Origin of the sequence: Dactylosporangium sp. CA-092794 (genome assembly GCF_050948465.1) — a bacterium.
GTDB lineage: Bacteria > Actinomycetota > Actinomycetes > Mycobacteriales > Micromonosporaceae > Dactylosporangium.
The window spans coordinates 3,138,127-3,160,296 of sequence record NZ_CP192044.1; the positions used below are offsets into that span (position 1 = coordinate 3,138,127).

Consider the following 22,170-nt stretch of genomic DNA (forward strand, 5'->3'; position numbering starts at 1 on the left):
TTCGCAGGGTCGGCTGGGACGAGAGGCAGCAGCGCGTGAATGGAGCTTCGGAACCCGCGCCGCCGGGCCAGCCGTCCCACCCGGAGGACCGGCTGATGACCTTCGGCCCGAGTCCTGAACGCGTCGGGCGCGCCCGGCCCTCCTCGGCGGCGTTGCCCTTCTGGGCCTGGTGCGTCATGGCCCTGTTCTGCACGACGTTGTACACCGTCTCGGTGCCCCTCACGAGCTCCGTGTACAAGCTGGATCTGGTCATCGCCTTCACCGTCGCCACCGTCCAGTGCGGCTCGCTCGTGCTCGCCGTCTTCCGGCCGCGGCTCGCTGCGGCGGCGCATCTGCTGTCGATCGTGGCGCTGGTGCTCGCCACCCGGGGCTCGGGCGGTGAGCCCTGGCCATTGCCCGTCACGGGGCTCATCTCGCTCGGCGCCCTCATCCTCGTGCTGGGCATCCGCGAGCGGTGGATCGTCTCGGTGGCCACGTGGTGGTTGAGCATCGTCGTCCTGGTCGCCCTCATCGTCACGGCTCCGGGGCGGTACCCGCTGCGGGACCAATGGGGCACCAACCTGACGATCTACGCCAGCTACACGGCCACCGTGCTGGCGGCGGCGATCGCCATCGGTCAGCGCCGCCGGATCCGGGCCGACCTGGCCGAGGCGCGGCGCGATGTCGAGCTCGAGCAGGCCCAGCGGCGGTACGTGGAGGAGCGCGCACGCATCGCGCGGGAGCTGCATGACGTCGTCGCGCACAGCATGTCGCTGATTCACATGCAGGCGCTGTCGGCGCCGTTCCGGCTCAGCGAGGCGACCCCGGCGGCGGTGAACGAGGAGTTCCAGGACATCGCCCGGTCCGCCCGCACCGCGCTCGCCGAGATGCGCCGGCTGCTGGGCGCCCTCAGGTCCGACGACGACGCCGACCTCGTGCCGCAACCGCAGCTGAGTGACATCCGCGACCTCGCCGCCGTCACCTCCCGCGCGGACATCCCGATCCGGCTCGACATCGACGCGGCCGCGGCCGCGGCGAGCCCCGTCGTCCAGCTGACGACCTATCGCATCGTGCAGGAGGCGCTCAGCAACGTCGTGCGTCACGCGCCCGCCGCCGCCACCGACGTGACCGTCCGGGCGGCCGGAACCTCGCTGCACGTGTCCGTGCGCAACGCGCCGGCCCCGGCCGGGTCGAGCCCGGCCGGCACGCCCGGCCCCGACCGCGGCGGGCAGGGACTGCGCGGGATGCGGGAGCGTGTGCACCTGCTCGGCGGCCGGCTCACCACCCGGCGCACCGGCGACGGCGGCTACCTCGTGGACGCTACGATCCCCGCGGCGATCGGTCGGGAACGGGAGATCCAATGACCATTCGCGTGCTCGTCGTCGACGACCAGCCCATGTATCGCGTGGGACTGGCCGCCATCCTGGGCGCCGAAGCGGACATCACCGTGGTCGGCGAGGCCGGCGACGGCGAAGAGGCGGTGGCCCGCAACCGCTTCCTCCACCCGGATGTCGTGCTGATGGACGTGCGGATGCCGAAGATGAACGGCATCGACGCGACCCGCCGGTTGACCCGCCCGGCCGGCGCCGCGAACGTCCCCCGCGTGATCATGCTGACCACCTTCGACATCGATGAGTACGTCTATGCCGCGCTCGAGGCCGGTGCCAGCGGATTCCTCCTCAAGGACGCGGACGCCCAGCAGCTCACGTCCGCGGTCCACGTCGTCGCGAACGGCGACTCGCTGCTGGCCCCACGGGTCACCCGCCGGCTCATCGAGAACTTCGTCGCCAGCAAACCGGCCGGCCTGAAGTCGACGACCGTGTTCAACAGCCTCACCGACCGCGAGCGGGAAGTCTTCCTCCTCATCGCCACCGGCAGGTCGAACGCCGAGATCGGCAAGGAACTGTTCATGGCGGAGCAGACGGCGAAGAGCCACGTCAGCCGGATCCTGACCAAGCTGCAGCTCCGCGACCGCATCCACGCGGTCATGCTCGCCTACGACACCGGGCTCGTCACCCCCGGGTCGTCCGCCTGACGCGATCCGGGCGCCCCGGCCCGGGCGAGCACCGTCCACAGGGGAGCACCCGCGGGTCCGATCCGGCCCGTACGCGGGTACTGGTGGCCGGCACCGCCGGAGTGATGCCCCGCCCCTGAGTGCCCTCATACGGTCTGTGCGCCGCCGAACGAGCGGCACCGGCAACGAGTCAGGAGCACAGACATGACCACCACCACGAACACACCCGGCAAGGCCCGAATCTTCACCCGCCGGCAGCGGAAGGCTCTGACCCTCACCGGGATCGTCGCGGCCGGCCTCGCCGTGGCGAGCTTCGGGTCCTACGCCGTCGTGCGGGCCGTCCCGCCGAAGTTCCCCCTCGTCTACTCGGAGCGACTGCAGCCGGGCGCGACGGAGGGCGTCACTGTCGCTGACCCCGCGACGGCACTGACCTTCGCGCGGGTCGACACCGGACACGGTCCCACCGTGCTCGCTGTCACGAAGTACAACGGAGGAACCATCACCGGGGTGGACATCAACGCCGCCGCCGGCACGGCCTTCACCGAACCGATCGCCGCGTTCAACCGGCTCGGATACGCGGCGATCCAGGCGATCGCCAGCGACACCTCCCGGCCGCGGGTCACGACGAAGGCCTCCGACACCCTCACCTCGCTGGACACGCACTCCCACCACGTCGGTATCGGCACCAACTACATCGAGCACCAGGCCGAGGCGACCATCGAGGAACCGTTCGTGTTCCCCAAGATCGCAGCACCCACCGACTCCGATGAGCCCCTGCGCGCCGGAACCCACGGCCTCCTCGACTACGAGGTGGAGCTCGGCATCGTCGCCCTGAACGACATCACCACGCAGACGGGCATCCCGGAGCATCTGGGTCTGGTCCTGTCCAACGACTGGACCGACCGCGAACTGCTGGTGAACCAGATCGAGGTGGACAACCTCACCAGCGGCGCCGGGTTCACCAACGCGAAGAGCCAGCCCGGCTTCCTCAGCACCGGTGACCTGTTCGTCATCCCCGCCGACTGGGAGTCGTACTACAAGCAGTTGCAGCTCGACCTGTTCGTCAACGGCGACCTGCGCCAGCGTGCGCACCCGTCGAACCTGATCTGGGACGTCCGCACGATGATCGAGAAGGTCCTCGCCGCCGGGGACCGGACCTGGGACAGCGACGGCGTGCCTACCCACCTGACGGCGCAGCCCGGCGTGATCCCGCGGGGAACGATCCTGCAGACCGGGACCCCCGAGGGCGTCGTGTACCGCGCCCCCGACACCCGGCAGCGCTTCCTCGGGTTCATGGAGTGGGCCGGCAGCTTCGGCACCAACGCCGACTCGATCGTCGACTCCGCCCTCAAGGTCTACGTCCGCGAGGCGCACGAAGCCAACGTCTACCTCAAGCCCGGCGACCAGATCGTCACCCGGGCCGAGGGGCTCGGGCAGATCTTCACCACCATCATCCCCGGGGAGCGCGCCGAGACCGAGTGACCCGGCCCGACACCAGCGGTTGCCCCCTTCGTCCACGGACCGAAGGGGGCAGCCGAACTCTAGGTGAGCTCGCCAGCTCGAGCGGCCCCGGCGGCGTCCCGGCGCTAAAGATCGCGGCTGAGTTCCCAGAAGGCGACCGCGGCCGCGTTTGCCATGATGAGCGAGTCGACGCCGCGGCTTAGGCGATGCGGGTGGCGAGCTCGTCCCGGACCGCGGCCGGGGCAGGGGTGGCGTTCAGCCGGTCGGCGGCTTGGGCGGCGGCGCGGCGGTAGCGTTCGTCGCCCAGGGCCAGTCCGACGGCGGTGCCCACGTCTTCGGGCTTCTCCGTGACGATGCCCGCGCCGATCGCGGCCACCCGTTCGGCGATCATCGGCTGGTCGGTGACCTGGGGGAGCAGCACCAGCGGCAACGCGCTGGCGAGCGCCGCGAGCACGCTGCCGGCCCCGCCGGCGCTGACGACGAGCGACGCGTGCGGTAGCAGCCCGGCGAGCGGAACGAAGCCGACCGGTAGCACCCGGTCGCGCGGCATGTCCACGGTGGACGGATCCGTCTCGTACGGCAGCGTGACGATGACGTTCACGTCCTGGTCGAGCACCGAGTCCAGTGCCGATCGCTGCACTTGCGCGTCGTTCGCTACGGTGCCGAACGTGAACAGCACTGTGGGGCGGTCTTCCCGGCCGGGAAAGCGCGGGGTGAACGGCTGGTCGGTCGGCACGTGATGCGGCTGCGGCCGGATCGGCAGGGCGTCGGCCGGGGCGGTGACGCCGTCGGGCTGGAGGAACGCGGGCCAGGCGTCGACGAGGGCGACGCGCGGCACCGGGGGTAGGCCACGCGCCTGGTATTGGCGTTCCAGCGCTTCGGCGAAGCCCTGCACGACCGGTGGCAGCAGTGCGATGGACATGTTGAGCGCGGCCCAGGGTACGCCCAGCTCCGCGGCGACCATCGGGGCGACGAAGTCGACGACGTCGCCGACGATCAGGTCCGGGCGGTGCGCCTCGGCCACGGCGTGGACGCTCGCCAGGTCCAGGTCGAGGCGGGTGTCGACGAAGAACTCGATGATCTCGCCGAAGTCGGTGTGGCTGAGTGTGAGGCGCCCCTCCCGTCGGCGCGTGGTCTCGGCGAGCAGGTCGGGCAGCGCCGAGCCGGACGGTGTGAACGGCAGGCCGGCCGCGGTGCCGGCCAACGTGGCGTGGGTGGACACCAGCACGTCGTCGCCGGCGGCGTGGGCCGCCCTGGCGAGCGGCAGCAGCGGCAGCAGGTGGCCGTAGGCCGGCACGGCTGTGAAGAGGATGCGCACACGTGCTCCAGTGATAGGGATCGATTTGTCAGAGTTAACTCTATCGAGTAGACCACGGTCTGTCGAACTGACTGGGCTTTCGGTCGGCCTAGGAGTGTTGGGTCGTTGATCCTGCAACGCCCCGAAGAATCGGTGGAGCTTTGACCAAGGTGTTACCCACATCGAGTGGTAGCGCGGCATGGGAGATTCCGAGCCCGTTGCGGCGTCCAGCACTCGGAGGTCCGCGGGGTCTCCCGGCTCACCCACGAGCATGAAGCCGAGTGCTTCGTCGGCCCGCCGGCGGCCAGGGCCGGGGTCAGGCAGTCCCGCAAGGCGGTGCGCCAGGTGCAGTTCGTGCTCCGATTGTCCCCAGCGCAGCGCGAGGCCGACCGGATACCGCCCGCCGTTGTCCTGCTTGATCCGTACGATACGCAGGCTCCCGTCGCGGCATGACCGCGCACATGATCAGGCCGGATCGTCGCCGGGAGCCCGATCCGCTTGCTTCATCCACGGGCCGGGTAGCAACGGCACGATGTCGGCGCCCTCGTTGCCAGATGGGTCCAGGCTCAACAGGTCCTCGAACAACGCACCCAGCACCTGTCCACTCGGCGGCTCACCAGCTCGAGTCTGCACAAGAGCCCACGTCGGTAAGTCAGCGCAATCGTCGCGGCCGTCGTCCTCAAGGTAGTACAACATCGAGAACACGGTGTCGTAGGCAACCGACCGTGCGAACTGGATGAGTTCCTCGCGGTTCGCCCCATCGGCCAGCAGGCTGCGGGCGATCCTGTTCCGATCGGTGTCGCTACGCCACGTATCGATCATCTTCGGCCACAGAGCACTGAGAAACCGATACCGAGCCAGCTGGGGCATGCCCTCTTCCGCTTCCGCCGCAACCCAGAGCTCAAGCTCGTCGTCCAGTCCCAGCCTCCGAAACGCACCGCGCAGGGCGGCGCGATCGACCGAACCACCACCGGCCGTATCGCCCATTTCGTGATCATCGCACGGCGGCGGCGTCCAGTCCGCGACGGAACACCCGCCCTGTCGTGGTTGCTCCGACAGTGCTGCGCGAGCTGGTCGCGGCATGAGCGTGCGCCATTTGACATTCTTCGTCGATGGTCGGGGCGGTGGTTGCGGCGGGGTTCTGGGAGAATCAATGAATGGCGCAGCTACAGCTTTTTACCAGGAGCGAATTGGCTGCCATGCGCGACCGGACCAGGTCGCGCCGTTATTGCCCGGCAAAAGAAGAATTCCGCCGGGAACACGAACGACACCGGGCCTGGGGGCTGGCCAGACGTCACGCCGACAAGCTCCGCCGCATCCACGGCACCACTCCACCGGCGACCACCGTCGAGGATCGGCGGGACGACACGGCGCCCGAGACGGCGCCCGTTCCGGCCCCGGAAACAACTACTGAACAGGCCGGACCTCGCGCGCGTGACACCAGTCCGGACCGCCACACCACCGTGCCGGACCAGACGCCTGGCGCCGATCGACCCAGCCCGGTCCGCCAGCCCCGGTGCACACCCGGCCCGCCGCGCTGGCCCGCCACGGCGGCAACGAGCGGACCTGTAGGCAGCGGCACATCGCACCCGCCGACGCGTCAACGCTGTCGCTGCGAAATGTCAGGCGCGAAACGCTCCACCCATTATCCGAACGAGCCGCCGGCGCCATTCTTGCGAACGTTTTCACAACGACGCTGCACGCGCGCTCATCGGCAGAACCGGAAGCACGGTCCGCGTCCTGTAGGCCATCTCGTGATGAGGTCGGCCGCTGTGAACCTTGGCGCCCGCCTCCCCGTACCACCCGGTGGATTACTCGAGGATTGGGGCTGCTGTCATGACCGTGCGCCGTTCGTCGGCCGTGATCGCCGCGGCGGTCGGTGTGCTGGCGGCCCTGGCCCTGCTCTCAGCTCCGGCGCAGGCGCACGGCGCGCCGTCCAACCCGGTGAGCCGGGCGTACGCGTGTGGCGCGGGCACGTCCCAGCAGAGGAGCTCAGCTGCCTGTAAAGCCGCGATCGCTGCCGGGGCGGACGTCGCCGAATGGGACAACATCCGGGTGGCCAACGTGAATGGCCGCGATCGGCAGCTCATCCCCGACGGCAAGCTGTGCAGCGGCGGTATCGACGCGTACAGGGGCCTCGATCTGGCCCGCGCGGACTGGCCCTCGACCAGGCTCACCGCCGGGGCGGGCTTCACGTTCCGGTACACCGAAACCATCCCGCACAAGGGCACCTTCCGGGTCTACGTGACCAAGGACGGCTACTCGCCGAGCAGGGCGCTGCGCTGGTCGGACCTGGAGACGGCGCCGTTCGCCACCGCGACCGATCCGGCGCTGCAGAACAATGCCTACACGATCAAGGGCACGCTGCCCGCGGGCAAGTCCGGCCCGCACCTGATCTACACGATCTGGCAGAACACCAGCACCGCGGACACCTACTACTCGTGTTCCGACGTGGTGTTCGCCGCCGCCGGCACCACGTCGCAGGCGGGTTCCCCGGCGGCCCCCGCGGGCGGCGGCAACCGCTCCTCGGCCATCGCGAGCACCGCCGCCGGCGACGTGCCCGGCTCCGGTCGACTGACGTCTTCCGGCAGCGCACCGCAGCTCACCGCCACATCCGAGATCGCCTCGACGCCGGTCCTCGCCGGAATCGGCGGGGCGACGGGGCTCGCCCTAGCCGGCGTCGCGTTCCTCCTTTTGCGGCGCAAGCGCGCCCCGGGCGTCCATGCCGGCCGCTAACCCGGGCCGTTTGTCGGAGGCCGCCCACATAGGGGATCCGAGAGACTCGGACGTCGGCCTGACCGGGAGCCGATTGGTCGTATGAGGTCGCGCAGTACTCTTCTGGGGTCCGTGTCGAGCCGGACGGGCGGAGCGGCCGGGCTGAAGCAGCGATCGGCAATCAGCTGCAGCAGTGCGCGTTGGGCGGGATCGAGCGGCCGTGCGGATGGGAAGCCGTCCGGAAATGCCTTCGCCCGCAGCCGTGCGCCCCAGTCGCCGGCGTAGGTGCCGGCCGGCGCGTCGGCCAGCAGTGGCGTCAGCGCCGCGATGAGCTCGTCGAGCGTCGCACGGTCGATGGCGGCGGGCAGGAGCCGGAACGGGAAGAGCCGCCCGAAATGCGGAAACACCTGCTGACACCAGGCGGCGTCGATCGGGGCCGACAGCACTTGGAGGATCGCCTGGGTGCCGGCCGGCGTTCGGGCATTCGCGGCGGACAGCGCGGCGGTCGCGCGTACGACGGGATCCGGATCGTGCTGCAGCACCGGCGCGGTGTCGTAGCCCCATGAGGCGAGGATCTGGACCGCCATGACCCGCACACCCCGATCGGGCGAAGCAAGGGCACCCTCGCGCCGCCGACCAATCGGTCTCCGCGAGAAGATCCTCGTAACGTATCGCCCGAGTATCGGCCACCGGCCCGGGTCGGGCTGCCTCTCTTGGTCATCGATGTGTCGGCGGGGCAGGGTCCGTGGACGCAAGCCGTCGCAGTTCGGTCATCGGCACGGTGGGTCGTATTGGCGGCCGGGCACGTAGCGGTCCCATTCGGCCCGGGTGATGGAGCTTCCGGTGCTGTCGCAGATCTGGGTCGCGGTCCGCTCCGGATCGGTGGTGAGGATGGTGGCCATGCCGGCGGCGCCGCCGGCGGCGAGCGTGCTGCCGTCCGGGTGGAAGCCGACCGTGTAGAGCGCGTCGGCAGAAAGCGCGATCGCGGCCCGGAGGGTGGGGTGTCGTGGGTCAGTGGTGTTCCAGAGCCAGACGCCGCCGTCGGTGGTGGCCGCGGCGAGGGTTTGTCCGTTGGGGTTGAAGGCGAGGAGGTAAACGTAGTCGGTCGGGCCGGCGAGCGGGGTAGTAAGCGGTCTGGGCTGCGCCGGGTCGGTGATGTCCCAGAGCCGGATGGTCGAGTCGGCGCTCCCGGCGGCGAGGGTGCGGCCGTCGGGGCTGATCACGACGCTGTAGACGTAGTGGTCACCGGCTTGCAGTGGTGTGCCGAGCTGGGCCGGCCTCGAGGGTTGGCGGATGTCCCAGAGCCGGACGCTCTTGTCGGCGCTGCCGGCGGCGAGGATGCGTCCGTCAGGGCTGAACGTGACGGACATGACGTAGCTGGTGAATCCGCTCAGCACCGCGATCCGGGCCGGGCGGGTGGGCGTTGCGACGTCCCACAGTTGGACCGTACCGTCGTTGCTGGCGGTGGCCAGCAGTCGCCCGTCGGGGCTGAAGGTGACTGCCTCGGTCAGTTGCGGGCCGGTGTCCAGCGGCGGTTCGAGCGGTGCTGGCTGGGCCGGGGCGGTGATGTCCCAGAGCCCGACGCCGTGACCGGCGCCGTAGCTGACCGCGAGCGTGTGGTCGTCGGGCGTGAAGGAGAACGTGCCGGCGAAGCCGCCGGGAACGGCGGTGACGGGGCCGTAGGGTGCCGGTGACTGCGGATCGATGGTGTTCCACAGCCGCATGTCAGCGGCGCCGCCGACGGCAAGGATCGCGCCGTGCCGGCTAAACGCCGCGGAGCTCAGCACGCCGTATGCCGGGAGTTGTGGGCCGTGGACCGGCCAGCGTCGGGTGATGCCGTCGTTGGCCGAGGTGAGGACCTGTGTGCCGGTGGCGTCGAAGGTCACGGAGGTGACCGGCGCAGGGTGCGGCAGGGTGGCGACGAGCTGTCCGTTCGTGGCGTTCCACAGCCGGGTGCCGACGGCGGTGTCGGAGCTGCCGGCGGCCAGCAGCGTGCCGTCGTTGGTGAAGGCAACGGCGTTGATCCAGCTCTTCGCGCCGGTCAGGCGGTGCTGGAGCCGAGGGTGGGCGGGATCGGTGATGTCCCAGACGAACACGATGTTGTCGCGGCCGCCGGCCGCGAGCAGGTGGCCGTCCGGGCTGACGGCGACCTGGCCGGTTTCGGCCGTCGGGCCGGTGGCGGTGCCGACCTGTAGCGGATGGTCGCGGTCGGTGAGGTCGAAGAGTAGGACGCTGCCGCGGGCGTCACCGGTAGCCAGGACTCGGCCGTCAGCACTCAGAGCGACTGATTTCAGCACTGCGGTACCCACGGGGATTGCTGTTGTGGGGATGAGGGCGGCGGCGGTCGTGTCCCAGAGCTGCGCGGTGTCGTGGCCGGTCGTGGCGAGCGTCCGCCCGATGGCATCGAAGACGGCCCCGAAGACGGCGCCGGGTGGCGCAGCGGTGGCGGCGCGCACGAGCCGGGGAGCTGCCGGGTCGGCGACATTCCACAGTTGGACGGAGCCGGTGTCCGTGCCGGCGGCGAGCAGTACGCCGTCCGGGCTGAACGACACGGCGGTGAAGGAGCCGGGCACCGGCGTCTGGGCGGTCGCGGCGAGGTGGGGGTGCTGTGTCGCGTCGAACCTCCAGACGCGCAGGGCGGTGTTGCGCAGTGTGACCGCGGTGCGGCCGTCGGGGCTGAGCGCGGCGGCCGGGACGACGCCGTTACCGTCGGGATCGACGAGCCGGCTCGCGAGTGCGGTCCCGGTCGCGCCGATCATGCTGGACCGCGCCTCGGTGGTTGGTGCGATCCGATAGGCGGCGAGCGCGAGCTGTGCGGACAAGGAGCTGTCTCGGGTGCGCAGCTCGTCGGCGCGGTTCGCCACGAGGCGGGACAGCGCCTCGTTGCGTTCGCTGACCGCGGTCGCCCGCAGCGTGTCGGCGGCGTTGCGGGCGGCGACGGCGCTCATGGCGCCGGCCGCGGCAAGGAGGACGAGGGCGACCAGCACAGCCAGGGCCTGCCGGAGCCGGCGGATGCGCCGCTGCTCGTGGCGAGTGCTCATGTCGAGGAACTCCTGCAGATCCTGCGTCCCGTCGTGCGGGTGGTCGCGGATCCACGCCTGCGCCGAGGCGAGCCGGGTGCCACGCAGCAGTGCATCGGGGTGGCGACCGTCCTCGCGCCAGTCCCGGGCGAGCTGGGCGAGCTGCCGCCCGGTGAGCAAGTCCGCCCGGCCGGCGTCGATCCACGCGGCCAGCTGCGGCCATGCGGTGAGCAGCGCCTCATGGCTGAGCTCGACGGCGTCGACGTCGGCGGTGATCAGGCGCTGCGCCACGAACTGGTCGATGACGTCGGCCGTCGCGCTGGCCTGCTCGGTCTCCAGGTGCGCGACCAACGCGTCGCGGCCGACCCGCCGGCGGGTGCTAGCGCCCTCGGCGTCGACGTGGACCAGGTTGAGGAAGATCCGCCGGGCGTACTGCTTCTCCCGGGCCGTGAGCGCCTGGTAGACCGCGTCGGCGCTCTCGGCGACGGCACCGCGGATCCCGCCGGCCGCCCTGTAGTCCGCAACCTTGAGCCGGCGGCCTCGTCCGGTGCGCCAGGTGACGAACAGGGCGTGGGACAGCAGCGGCAGAGTACCGGCGACATGGGTGTCGGACGGTGCGAGGTCGTGCAAGACGGCCTCAGCGAAGCCGTCCTCGATGTCCAGGCCCGCCTTGCGGGCTGGGTCGGTGATCGCCGCGCGCAGTTCGGCCGGGCTCATCGGCCCCACCGCGACCTGCCGCCGCTGGGCGGCATCGCGCAACGCCGGGAACTGCAGGGCCTGGGCGTAGAAGTCGGCGCGCAGGCCGAGGACGACCGTCGAGGACTGCGGCCCGCTGGCCACCGCGGTGACAGCGTCGATGTATGCCTCGCGTTCCGCCGCGCTGGGACAGCCGGTGAAGATCTCCTCAAGCTGGTCGATGATCACGATCGGGCGGTCGCCGGCCGCGCTCACCTGCCGGCGCAGCTCGGGCAGTGCTGTGGCGGCCGGTGTGGTGAGCACGACGGTACGGTTGTGCCCGCTGGGCCACCGGCCCGACCGCACGGCCGCGACCACGCCGGCCCGCAGGACGGAGGACTTGCCGGCGCCGGACGCACCGACGACCAGCAGCAGCCCGCCGCCGTCGCGTTCAAGGGCCGATAGGTCCTCCAGCAACCGGGCCGTGAGGGCCTGCCGGCCGAAGAACCAGTCAGCGTCTTCCGGTTCGTACCGGCCGAGCCCTCGGTACGGTGCGGCGGTCGCGCCCCGGCGCCCCGGCGCACGGCGCACCCGCTCCCAGGCGCTCAGCCACTGCTCGCGCTCCTCGCCGGTGTCGACGCCGCAGGCCTGCAGGACGTCGACGAGTACTCCGCGCAGCGCGACGGACGGCAGTCCGTGTCCGGCGAACCAGCCGCCGACCGTGGTGTGCGGCACGCCTGGACCGACCTTCGCGGCGACCTGCCGGATCGTCAGCCCGGCCGCCTCGCGCAACGCGGTGAGTCCGCGGGCGAACCCGTCGGCGTCGTCGATATCGTCCGGCTGGATGAGCATGATCGGATCCCTCTCCCGGCGGCTACCTTTCGTAGTGGACAGGCCGCTGATTGATCTATGTACGGCCCTGATCGCGGCCTGTACGTGCTTGTCCGGACAATTTCCCGGCGCTGTCGGACGACGGCGACGGCACGCATCGTGAGGACAGCGGGCCGATCCGGACCCGCGAAACCACAGTGCGGAGGGCTGGAATATGAAGAGAGCGTTCGATCTGGTGAAGCGATCCGCGGTCGTGCTCGCCCTGGGGCTCGCCGCCGTCACGGCGGTGGCGGCGCCCGCTCACGCGGTGTCCGCCTACAGCGGCGGCAACCCGTACTCCTCTGGCTGCGCCGGCAACGGCGCGCAGTGGGCGTCGTCGTCGGTGGACGTCTGGGATGGCTCGACGTACGTCGGATACGGCTATCTGCGCTACTCCTACGGCTGTCAGGCGAACTGGAGCGAGTTCCGGTACGCCAACAGCGCTGCCTACAACAACTACACCGTGGGCCCCTCGGCCTGGGAGAACGGCACCACCGGTACCGACCAGTACTCGCCGGACCTCGCAGCGAACCCGGTCTACTCCCGCATGGTCGACGGCCGCAGTACCGCCTGCGCAGGCGCCCAGATCTACCGCTATCCGTCTGGGCAGCACGTGACGTGGGCGTTCTTCGCCTGCGCGTGACGAAGCCGGTGCCGGGCCGTCGTTCCAGCGCGGACGACGGCTCGGCGCTCGCGTCGCGCTCCGTACCGGATGCCGTCGCCCCCGCAGTCCTGCGACCTGCCCTGCGTCGGCACCGCCCAGCCGCTCGGCAACGGCGAGACCTGGCGTATGACCGCGAGCTCGTTCGCAATCGACACCCGGATCGACCAGGTGTTGTTGCCGCCGCCAGCACGGTCGGTCGACGTGGCCTAGGCGAGGATGACCCAGCGGGTCGAGCTCGGCGTCACATCCTCGCGCATGACGGTGACGGCGTTGGCGATCGAGATGCGAATCTGCCAGCTGCTCAGGAGGACGCAGACGATCCGCACAGCCAGGAAAACGCGCCGACACGGTCCTTGTCGAACCGGTGGAATTCGGACGAGCAGGTGCTGACACAGCATTCATGCTCGACGATCGAACTGCCGGAACGGTATCGTCGTTCGGATTGCATCGAACCTGGACGATGTTATCCAGGTCCGATGTGGGTCACGGAGGTAGACGCAGGACTTCGGTGGCAGAACCCGTGTCCCGCACCGGGTTTGATGGAGACATCGAACACCCGGAGGATTGACCGTTATGCCGGCACAACGATGAGTTGCGTGAGCGTGCGACCCGGTTGGCGGTCGAGGCCCGCTGGGACCCGGCCAGCGCGGTGGGCGCGATCCGGCGGATCGCTGACCAGCTTGGAGTGCATCCAGAGGCGTTGCGGACGTGGGTGAAAGCTGGCAGCGAGGGTTCGACACTAGAGGATGTACAGGGACACGCACCTGTTGCCGTACATCGGAATCCCCGGCAGCCGATAGGTCCGACCGGTGGTCAGACAGCTCATGATCTTGAACCCGTAGAGCGTGGTGACCGCGAATGCCGCGGGCGCGCCGGCGCAGGCGGTCTGGTACCCCAGGGTGCCCGGGTTGTAGTCGAACTCGTACGCGGCGGTGACCGAACAGGTGGAGGCGTTGGTAGTTGTCGACGCCGTGCTGGTCGGCCACCCGGTGGCGTACCCGTCGATGACCGCGCCGGGCCGTTGCAGGCTGTAGTGCACGACACTCGGGCTCAGGAACTCCCAGCCGCCGTGGTTCGGCCACATGCGGAGTTCGGGGTCGTTGGAGCCGGACGGCAGGATCATCTTTGCCGTCTCGTGCCACGTGTCGTAGTAGTTGCGCAGTTGCAGAACCACGGTGTAGTCGCCGGGCGTCGTGTCGTGGAAGGTCGCACTGACCGTGCCGTCGCAGGCGACCCAGTAGTACGACTCGTCGTTGCCGGTGACTGTGAGCCAGGCGCACAGGCTCGGGTCGGGCGACGTGTCAGTGAGGGAGAAGCCGATGTCGCGAGTGGTGTCGCTGTCCCACCCGTACCCGTCCAGGGTGACACTCGGTATCCGCATCGAGTACGCCAACGTGCCCTGCGCGTCGGTCGGGTCCTCGTAATGCCAGCTCGCCGACCAGCCGGCGCCCGGGGGGACGCTGGTGGGCGGAGGGTGTGGCGGGTCGGCGTGGGCGGCCGTTGCCGGTAGGAGTGCGGTGGCGACGGCACTGACCACCAGCAGCGCCATGCCGATCCGCCCGTGGGTACGGCGTGCTCGGAGTGCCATGGGGGTCCCTTCCGAGGTCGAGGTGGCCCAATGGTTATCGATGTCACCGGACCGCGCCTGCCAACGTCAGCTACCGGACAGCACTGCCGCGGCTCGCGCACGCCAACGCCGGTCGTCGCCGTCCACCGCGGCCACGGCATTTCGTGAACAAGTGGGCGCATTGACCAGAAACTATGAATATAGATAGTGACGCATTTCCGATTGTCCGCAGGTTGGGCTTCATGCATTGTTTGACGTCTATTGGAAGGAACGAAAGGGGGCTCATGGGACCAACATCGTCATCGATGTCCCGCAGGGCGGTGATCACCGCGGCCACCGTAGGTTCGGTGCTTGCGCTGGCCAAGCCGGCGGCGGCGGCTCCGGGCGCCGACGCCAAGACGGCCGCCGCACTCATCGATCGAGATCAGCTCGGCACGGCCATCACCAAGTCGTCGGAAGGACGTCCAGTCACGCTGCGCTACGCGATGGACTTCCACGAGCGGCTCAGCGAGTGGCTGCGGTTCTGGTGGGCGAACGCGCCCGCGAGCTGGATCGCCCCGTTCGAGGTGCAAACGGCGGGAGCCACGCCGGACGGCCAGACATTCGTGCTGACCGGCATCACCTACACACGCGCCGACCGCCGCTACAGCGGATTTGACGCGCGGGACCGTGACGCTCGCTACTGGGCCACGGTCGCCAGCCTGTACTACCACTTCCCCACGGTGGCCCTGACTGATACGCAGGTGCGGGTGACCGACGAGCATGCCGGGTTCACCGGATCACCCGCGCAGATCGCGTTTGCCCGGGCGGCGCTCGCCAACGTTTGGCAAGACGCGTCGGCTGACTGGGAGAAGGCGGCCGAACGGGCCATCCGCTCGTCCGGGCGCGAGGGCAGCGTCACCAGCCGCGCCGGCTGGACCAATTTCACCCGGGCCACGCTTCGGCGCGGGCTCGGTACCGAACTGTGAGGAGCACGTATGGCACGTTATGACTTCCGCTTCGTGGTCGACGGCGTCGACCTGGACGAAACCGCCAAGGCCCAGATCGCGGCCGAGGTCCAGAAGGCCGGACTCGCGGCACTGCAGAACGTCGCCCGCCTGTCCAACCCGGTCGTGGTCGGACACAGCAACATCAAGCTGCGTCCGGAGTGGCTCGGCATCTGGGTTATCCATGGCCCCTACGCTGACGAGATCGGTCAGAAGATCAACGACATCGGCTTCTATCAGTAGGCGGCGAGCGAGATGACCGGTGAACCGGAGCGGATGTGCCCGAGTACCTCGGTCGAGAATTCCACCGTGTTTCTCGGCATGATCACACCGGCGCGAACAGTGGCGTACGTGACTCCTGAGGTACCGATCGATTCAGTCCGGGAAGTCCTGGACGAATCGCAGGGGCCATTGGAGGGCCACTACCGGTTCGCCGGTCCTTGCGTCACTGGCAACTGCGGCTTCTGGGCCGGTGACCACTGTGGACTGGGCGCCAAGTTGGTCGAGTCGTATCAGGGCACCGGAGAGCCTCAGCTCGATCTACCGAAGTGCGCGATCCGCCGTACCTGCCGGTGGTTCGCCGACCAGGGTCCCGCCGCATGTTCGCCATGTACATATGTGGTCACGGAGGGCCGGTCCTGAACCTCTCGGGCGCGGCTCTCGTAAACGAAGATCAAATTGGACGTCCAGCATCTACGCCAGACTTAACGATCCGCCCTAGCCAGTCTAGTGGGCCACAGCGACCCTCTGGGGTCCGGCGTGCAGTGCGATCCGCTGGAAGACCTCGGCCTGTGTCGGGTAGCAGTGAACCGTGTCGGCGAGCGCTTCCAGCGTCAGCTGGTTCGTGATTGCCAGCGTCAGCTCGCTGATCATCTCACCGGCGTGCGCCGCCACAAGCGTCGCTCCTGCGATCTCGCCGCTGCCGCTGTGCGTATAGATCGTACCGAATCCCTCCTCCTCGCCGTCGATGAACGCCCGCTCCACCTTGGCAAGGTCGAGCCGGTAAGCGTCGATGGCGACGCCTTCGTCGCGGGCTCGGCGCGGTGTCAGGCCCACCTCGGCCACCTCGGGATCGGTGTAGGTGCAGTGGGGAATGACGAGTTCCCGTGCCGGGCGATGCGCTCCGTCCAGCGCGTTCGCGATACAGAGCCGCGCTGTCGCGTTGGCCGCGTGCGTGAACTTCTGCGGGAAGGTCGCGTCGCCAGCGGCATAGATGTTGGGGTTGCTGGTCCGCAGGTATTCATCTACCTCGACGCCGTCCCTGGCGACGTGTACCCCTGCCGCGTCCAGGTCGAGATGCTCCACGTTCGCCTTGCGGCCGGTGCCGAGCAGCAGCGCATCATAGGGCAGCTCGCGTGTCCCGCCGGGGCCCAGCGTCAGCAAACGGCCGGCGTCCGCCCGTACTGCCATGAACCCAAGATGGAGCCGTATCCCCTCCTGCTCGAACCGGCGACCAATCAGCTCACCGACCTCCGGCTCATCATGGGGCAGCAGGGTCGTGGGGTGGCTGACCAGGTCCACCTCGCTGCCGAGACGGCGGAAGGCCTGGGCCAGCTCGCATCCCAGCGGACCGCTGCCGATGACGACCAGCCTGGCTGGCAGTTCGGTCAGTGAGAAGACGGTCTCGTTGGTCAGGTACTCGCCGGTCCGCAGTCCCTCGATGGGAGGCACCACGGGCTCCGATCCGGTGGCGATCACAGCCTTCCCAAATCGCAGCATCCCGCCCTCGACCTCCACGGCATTTGGCGCGGTGAAGCGCGTATGCCCGAGGTAGACCTCCGCCCCCGCTTGCTCGGCCACCTCGACCGCATCGCCTGAGCTGCTCAGGGAACGCATCCTGCGGACCCGATCCATGACCGAGCCGAAATCAGTTTCGGGTGGGCCATCGAGCCGAAAGCCGAACTCGGCCCCGCGGCTCGCATCGTGTACCGCGCGTGCGCAGCGAATCAGCGCCTTGCTCGGCGTGCAGCCGAAGTTGACACAGGTGCCCCCGGTCAGTCGCTGCTCCGTCATCGCGACGCGGTACCCGCCTGCGGCAGCAGTCGTGGCGGCGGTGAGGCCGCCCGGTCCGCCGCCGAGCACCACCAAGTCGTAGTCACCACCTTCGCGGTTGACCCAGTCAAATGGGTGGCCCTGGCGGATCGTCCGCTGGTTGTAAACGTCATCGGGGTACAGCTCGATAGTCCTCATGGCGCATCCTCCGTTCCCCGAGAATTGCCGTGGCGCACACGTGTCAGGCGGGCTGTCGTACCGCCGTCCCAAGACGATTGTCGATCAGGTACCGCCAGAGTCCATCCGCGCCGCGGCGCGCGACATCGCTTGCCGTGCCCGCGACGTGCACATGCCTGCCGTCGGGACCGGTGCCATCAATTGCCCAGTCCACCACGATCTCGGCGATATCGCCGGCAACGAACACATGGCGCGCCTTGGCCGCCAGCGGCAGGCCGAGGCTGAGATCGCGCTCGAGTTCGGCAGCGACCTCGGCGCGATCAGTGACGGTCCGCCCGTCGTCGGCGACGAGCACGGCTCCTTCGTACAAGGTCATCATCTCGCTGACCTTGCCGGAATTGAATCGCTCAATCAGCGACGGGATGACGCCTTCGGGTTCAGCGGGGAGGGAATAGGAATCGGACATCGCGCTCTCCTGTTCGTCTTGGTTAAGCGGTCTCCTGTTCGTGTTGGTTGAGCTGCGATGCGTCCCACGCTATAGCGCGGGTGATGACCTGGCTGGAGGAGAACGCGGGTGATGGCCTGGCTGGAGGAGAATCCGCGGGTCATCTTCTATTTCACCCCGGTCGGGTCGGGCTGGATCAACCAGATCGAGACCTGGTTCGGTATCTTGGCCCGCCAGTCGATCCGCCGCGCCACCACGGCAGAAGACGTGCAGGTTGATGGAGTACCGGCAGGGAATGCCTATCGCCCGACGATCGCGTCCCCGAGTCCTCACGGACGAACGCGGATGATCGTCTTCCCGCTGATCCGCTCGGTCGGGTTGAGGGCGGCGACGGCATCGTCGAGGGTTGCGGTGTTGCCGATGTTTGTCCGCAGTCGTCCGTCCCGCACCCGGTGGACAATCTCACTCAGTTGGGTGCGATCGGACTCGACGACGAAGTCGATCGCCAAGCCGTCCGCGGGCCGCGCCTCGGGCGGCCCGACGACGGTCACCAGTGTTCCTCCGGCGCGAATCAGGCCTGCAGACCGATTCTGGATGTCGCCGCCGATGACATCGAACACCAGATCAACGCCGCCGACGTCTTCCAGGGCGTCGTTGTCGAGGTCGACGAACTCCATCGCGCCGAAGTCGAGTGCCTTCTGACGGTCGGCCGCGCGCCCTGTACCGATGACATACGCGCCAGCCTCGCGCGCGAGTTGCGTCACCATCGTCCCGACCGCGCCAGCCGCGCCGTGCGCCAGGACACTCTGCCCCGCCTGAAGGCGGCCGTGCTCGAACAGCCCTTGCCACGCGGTCAGGCCCGAGATTGGCAGGCTCGCGCCCACCGTGAAGTCGACGTCGCCCGGCAGCGGCGCGAGGTTGCGTGCCTCGACGGCCACATGCCCCGCCAGGGTGCCGTCGCGATGCCAGTCCGTCAGGCCGAACACCCGCTGTCCAACAGACAGACCGGTCGTGCCGTACCCGAGAGCGGTGACCACGCCTGCCAGCTCGTGCCCGGGGATCGACGGTGTCCGGTCACGGTCGAGGCGATCGGTCCAGGTCGAGGGCCACGCCATCTCAGTCGGGACGAATCCCGACGCATGAACCTGAACAACGACGTCGTTGATCGCTGCCGACGGCTCGGGCCGCTCCACCAGCGTCATCCCGGCCGTTCCCGCAGCCTGGTCCGTCACCACAATCGCCTTCATCCGGCACCTGCCTTTGCCCCGTCCTCGCCTGCACGGCACTTTCGGTTCACCAGTGTTAGCGGCACCAGACCTCGGCGTGAGAACTATCCGGACACGTAGATCGTGTCGCCGTGCCGCACGGCCGGTGCCGACTAGCCATGGTTACGCCCGGTGTTCACCCAGGTCGCGGACCAGTCCGATGACGTCGTCCGACGAGTTGTCCGATGGCTCCGCAGAGTAGACGCTGACGGCCACGTACCTGGTCGGGTCGAGCACAAACTCGGTCGACTGCAGGTAGACGGGATCAGCTTCGATCCGTCCACTCCACTCCTGTCCTCCTCGCCGACGACACGACGAAACCGATCAAGGACGTCCAGATCGGCGACAAGGTCAATACGACCGGCAGCCAGCAGATGCGCGGCCTCACCGTCGCCAACATCCACACGTACTATGTGGGCTGGTGGTGTGGTCGTGTCTTCCTGTTTCGCCGGGTGTGCCGGAGAATCGGCGTCGTTGTTGCGGGTTTCGCACTCTGAAGTGGTGGGCGGATGCAGCCGGACTGGGTTCCCGATGGGCTGGACATTGACCGTCCTAGCGTCGCGCGGATCTACGACTATCTGCTGGGCGGGTCGCATAACTTCGCTGCGGATCGGGCGTTGGCCCGGCAGGCGATCGAGGCGATCCCCGACTTGCCGGTCCAGGCGGCGACCAACCGGGCGTTCATGCATCGGGCGGTGCGGTTCCTGGTCGACGCGGGGGTGACGCAGTTCCTCGATCTGGGTTCCGGGATCCCGACGCTGGGCAACGTGCACGAGATCGCCCAGGCCGCGGACCCGCAGGCCCGGGTGGCGTATGTCGACATCGACGACGTGGCGGTGATCCACAGCCAGCATCTACTGGCCGACAATCCGAACGCGATCGCGGTCCGCGGCGACCTGCGCCGGCCGGCGGAGATCCTCGCCGACGCCGAGGTGTCCGGGTTGCTGGATCTGTCCCGGCCGGTCGCGGTGCTGGCGATCGCGGTGTTGCACGCGATCAGCGACGACGACGACCCCGCCGGCATCATCGCCGCCCTCCGCGACGCGCTGCGGCCGGGCAGCTACCTGGCGATGGCGCACGGAGTCAACACCCGGGTTGAGGACGCGGACCTGGTGGTGGATCTGTCCAAGCGGACGACCACTCCCATGACGCTGCGCACGCCCGAGCAGGTCCAGCGGCTGTTCGACGGGTTCGACCTGGTCGATCCGGGACTGGTGTGGGCACCGCTGTGGCGGCCCGAATCCCCCCACGAGGTGCCGGACCGGCCGGAGCGGTCAGGGAACCTGGCCGGGGTCGGACGCAAGCCGTGAGGCGTCCGGAACCTGACGCGCCGGTGGTGCGGTTCGCGCGGGAGTGGATCCGCCGGCTGCCGATCAACCAGATGCCCTGGGTCCAGCGCGAAGCGCTGCTCATCGGCTTGGCCACGCAGCTCGCGGATTGTCTGGCCGCCCCGCGCTGGGACCCACGCCCGGCGCGGGCGGTCGGTATGGCGCTGGCCAGGGCCGGGTTCACCCAGCCCGACGTCGCGGCCACCACGCTGATCCTGTTCGCCGAATACGCGCATGAGCTCAGCGGCTCCGACCCCGGCGCGGCCGGCCGGCTGCTGCCGCACCTGCAGGCCGCCGTGGTCGGTGGGCACACCGCTGTGGCGCATGACCTGGCGCTGGATGGACACGAGACGCTGCTGCGCGCCGCGGTCACCGCCCGCCGGCAAGCACAAGTAGCGCTGCTCCAAGCGTCGTTGTACGACCAGGTCACCGGCCTGCCGAACCGCACGCTGTACACCGACCGGCTCACCCAGCTCATCCGCGAACGTCCCGACGCCCGGGCCGGTGTGTGCATCGTCGACCTCGACGGGTTCCGCGCGGTCAACGACAGCACCGGTTTACAGGCGGGTGACACGGTGCTGCGTCAGGTCGCCATCCGCATCCAGACCTACGTCGGTGACGTCGGCGGTTTCGTGGCCCGCCTGGGTGACGACGAGTTCGCCGTGCTGGTCGAGAACACCACAAGCCTCGAGGACGTGATCAAGGTCGCCGACCGGGTCCTCAGCCTGCTGGCTGAGCCCATCCAGGCCGGGACCCGGCGGCTGCGACTGCGGGCCAGCGCCGGGATCGTCGAACGGCCCCTGGCCGGCAGCGACGCCGGCGAACTCATCCGCGCCGCCGAGGTCGCGCTCGGCTGGGCCCAGGCGGCGGGCGGCAACACGTGGCGGCCGTTCGACCCGGCACGCAACGACACGCAACTCGCCCGGCAAGAGCTGTCCGCCGACATCCCCGCCGGGATCGACCGGGGCGAGTTCCAGCCCGTCTACCAGCCGATCGTCGCGCTCGACACCGGTAACATGATCGGCGCTGAAGCGCTCGTGCGGTGGCAACACCCCCAACAAGGGCAACTGCGGCCCGGCCATTTCCTCGATCTGGTCACCGCCACCGGCTACATGGTCCCGCTCACCGTGCGCCTGCTGAACCGGGCCTGCCACGACGCGGCCGCCTGGCCGGCGGCATCTGCGCTGGCGCCGTACCTGTCGTTCAACATCGCACCCGAGCACCTGACCCAGCCGGAGATCATCGCTCAGATCGCCGACGCACTGGACCGGTCTGGACTGGCGCCGTCACGGCTGCAGATCGAGATCACTGAGACCGAGCAGATCAGCACCAACACCGACAGCATCGCCATCCTGCGTGAGCTCGCCGCCATCGGTGTGCGACTCGTCCTGGACGACTTCGGCACCGGCAACGCCAACTACCTCGCCCTCGCCGAACTGCCCCTGCACGGGATCAAGATCGACGCCTCGTTCACCCGCAGCCTCACCGCCGGCGACCCCCGTGCCGCGAAGATCGTCCACGGGATCGTCCGGATCGGCCTCGATCTCGGCCTGAACGTCACCGCCGAGGGCATCGAATCCATTGACCAGCTGACCCAACTGCACCAACTGCGCTGCCATAACGGCCAGGGATACTACTTCAGCCGGCCAGTCGACGCAGCCGACCTCCCCGCCCGTCTCCGCGACCGCGCATAGAACAGGCGCCCGCACGAGCCC

The 22,170-nt window shown here is 69.1% G+C and carries 18 protein-coding genes; 10 read left to right on the top strand and 8 right to left on the bottom strand.

The window, feature by feature from the left end; genetic code table 11:
- The first annotated feature begins 95 nt into the window (after nucleotides 1–95).
- From ACQPXD_RS13520 to ACQPXD_RS13530, 3 genes are all read left to right on the top strand, one after another.
- Nucleotides 96–1,343: a histidine kinase gene (locus ACQPXD_RS13520; protein ID WP_432838237.1), complete on the top strand. Its 1,248-nt coding sequence runs from the start codon at nucleotides 96–98 to the stop codon at nucleotides 1,341–1,343.
- Complete coding sequence (locus ACQPXD_RS13525) at nucleotides 1,340–2,014, top strand: response regulator (protein WP_432838239.1); 675 nt, start codon at nucleotides 1,340–1,342, stop codon at nucleotides 2,012–2,014. Before ACQPXD_RS13520 ends, ACQPXD_RS13525 begins: the two co-directional genes overlap by 4 nt.
- Nucleotides 2,015–2,197: 183 nt before the next feature.
- A complete protein-coding gene (locus tag ACQPXD_RS13530; protein WP_432838241.1) occupies nucleotides 2,198–3,475 on the top strand; it encodes a fumarylacetoacetate hydrolase family protein in 1,278 nt (425 codons plus the stop codon).
- Between the two features lie 178 nt (nucleotides 3,476–3,653).
- On the opposite strand, the gene ACQPXD_RS13535 is transcribed toward ACQPXD_RS13530, so the two are convergent.
- Both ACQPXD_RS13535 and ACQPXD_RS13540 read right to left on the bottom strand, forming a co-directional pair.
- On the bottom strand, nucleotides 3,654–4,772 hold the full coding sequence (locus ACQPXD_RS13535) for a glycosyltransferase (RefSeq protein WP_432838243.1): 1,119 nt from the start codon (nucleotides 4,770–4,772) through the stop codon (nucleotides 3,654–3,656).
- A 444-nt stretch (nucleotides 4,773–5,216) separates the two neighbouring features.
- On the bottom strand, nucleotides 5,217–5,738 hold the full coding sequence (locus ACQPXD_RS13540) for a hypothetical protein (RefSeq protein WP_432838245.1): 522 nt from the start codon (nucleotides 5,736–5,738) through the stop codon (nucleotides 5,217–5,219).
- An 849-nt stretch (nucleotides 5,739–6,587) separates the two neighbouring features.
- Here ACQPXD_RS13540 and ACQPXD_RS13545 point away from each other — a divergent pair.
- Nucleotides 6,588–7,487 carry a lytic polysaccharide monooxygenase auxiliary activity family 9 protein gene (locus ACQPXD_RS13545; RefSeq protein WP_432838247.1) on the top strand — a complete coding sequence of 300 codons (900 nt, stop codon included), beginning with the start codon at nucleotides 6,588–6,590 and terminating at the stop codon, nucleotides 7,485–7,487.
- On the opposite strand, the gene ACQPXD_RS13550 is transcribed toward ACQPXD_RS13545, so the two are convergent.
- Nucleotides 7,484–8,053 (bottom strand): hypothetical protein, encoded by a 570-nt coding sequence (locus tag ACQPXD_RS13550; protein ID WP_432838249.1) that lies wholly within the window; start codon nucleotides 8,051–8,053, stop codon nucleotides 7,484–7,486. The genes ACQPXD_RS13545 and ACQPXD_RS13550 overlap by 4 nt on opposite strands.
- A 183-nt stretch (nucleotides 8,054–8,236) precedes the next feature.
- Nucleotides 8,237–12,013, bottom strand: coding sequence for an AAA family ATPase (locus ACQPXD_RS13555; RefSeq protein WP_432838251.1), 3,777 nt, complete (start codon nucleotides 12,011–12,013; stop codon nucleotides 8,237–8,239).
- A gap of 193 nt (nucleotides 12,014–12,206) precedes the next feature.
- Between ACQPXD_RS13555 and ACQPXD_RS13560 the strand changes: the two genes are divergently transcribed.
- Nucleotides 12,207–12,674, top strand: coding sequence for a DUF2690 domain-containing protein (locus ACQPXD_RS13560; RefSeq protein WP_432838253.1), 468 nt, complete (start codon nucleotides 12,207–12,209; stop codon nucleotides 12,672–12,674).
- A 69-nt stretch (nucleotides 12,675–12,743) separates the two neighbouring features.
- Nucleotides 12,744–12,905, top strand: coding sequence for a hypothetical protein (locus ACQPXD_RS13565; protein ID WP_432838255.1), 162 nt, complete (start codon nucleotides 12,744–12,746; stop codon nucleotides 12,903–12,905).
- 529 nt (nucleotides 12,906–13,434) lie between these two features.
- Here the strand turns inward: ACQPXD_RS13565 and ACQPXD_RS13570 are convergent.
- On the bottom strand, nucleotides 13,435–14,283 hold the full coding sequence (locus ACQPXD_RS13570) for a hypothetical protein (protein ID WP_432838257.1): 849 nt from the start codon (nucleotides 14,281–14,283) through the stop codon (nucleotides 13,435–13,437).
- Nucleotides 14,284–14,567: 284 nt separating this feature from the next.
- On the opposite strand from ACQPXD_RS13570, the gene ACQPXD_RS13575 reads away from it, so the two are divergent.
- Together ACQPXD_RS13575 and ACQPXD_RS13580 are read left to right on the top strand one after the other, a co-directional pair.
- Entirely contained in the window at nucleotides 14,568–15,230 is a 663-nt protein-coding gene (locus ACQPXD_RS13575; protein ID WP_432838259.1) for a hypothetical protein, read from the top strand.
- A 9-nt stretch (nucleotides 15,231–15,239) separates the two neighbouring features.
- Nucleotides 15,240–15,491, top strand: a complete 252-nt coding sequence (locus tag ACQPXD_RS13580) for a hypothetical protein (RefSeq protein WP_432838261.1) — start codon at nucleotides 15,240–15,242, stop codon at nucleotides 15,489–15,491.
- Nucleotides 15,492–15,974: 483 nt separating this feature from the next.
- On the opposite strand, the gene ACQPXD_RS13585 is transcribed toward ACQPXD_RS13580, so the two are convergent.
- From ACQPXD_RS13585 to ACQPXD_RS13595, 3 genes are all read right to left on the bottom strand, one after another.
- Nucleotides 15,975–17,438 (bottom strand): FAD-dependent oxidoreductase, encoded by a 1,464-nt coding sequence (locus ACQPXD_RS13585; protein ID WP_432838263.1) that lies wholly within the window; start codon nucleotides 17,436–17,438, stop codon nucleotides 15,975–15,977.
- A 43-nt stretch (nucleotides 17,439–17,481) separates the two neighbouring features.
- On the bottom strand, nucleotides 17,482–17,883 hold the full coding sequence (locus ACQPXD_RS13590; protein WP_432838265.1) for a YybH family protein: 402 nt from the start codon (nucleotides 17,881–17,883) through the stop codon (nucleotides 17,482–17,484).
- 308 nt (nucleotides 17,884–18,191) lie between these two features.
- Nucleotides 18,192–19,109, bottom strand: a complete 918-nt coding sequence (locus ACQPXD_RS13595) for an NADP-dependent oxidoreductase (RefSeq protein ID WP_432838267.1) — start codon at nucleotides 19,107–19,109, stop codon at nucleotides 18,192–18,194.
- A gap of 527 nt (nucleotides 19,110–19,636) precedes the next feature.
- Here ACQPXD_RS13595 and ACQPXD_RS13600 point away from each other — a divergent pair.
- Together ACQPXD_RS13600 and ACQPXD_RS13605 are read left to right on the top strand one after the other, a co-directional pair.
- A complete protein-coding gene (locus tag ACQPXD_RS13600) occupies nucleotides 19,637–20,437 on the top strand; it encodes an SAM-dependent methyltransferase (RefSeq protein ID WP_432838269.1) in 801 nt (266 codons plus the stop codon).
- On the top strand, nucleotides 20,434–22,149 hold the full coding sequence (locus ACQPXD_RS13605) for a putative bifunctional diguanylate cyclase/phosphodiesterase (RefSeq protein ID WP_432838271.1): 1,716 nt from the start codon (nucleotides 20,434–20,436) through the stop codon (nucleotides 22,147–22,149). The genes ACQPXD_RS13600 and ACQPXD_RS13605 overlap by 4 nt, the downstream gene beginning before the upstream one ends.
- Nucleotides 22,150–22,170: the final 21 nt, after the last annotated feature.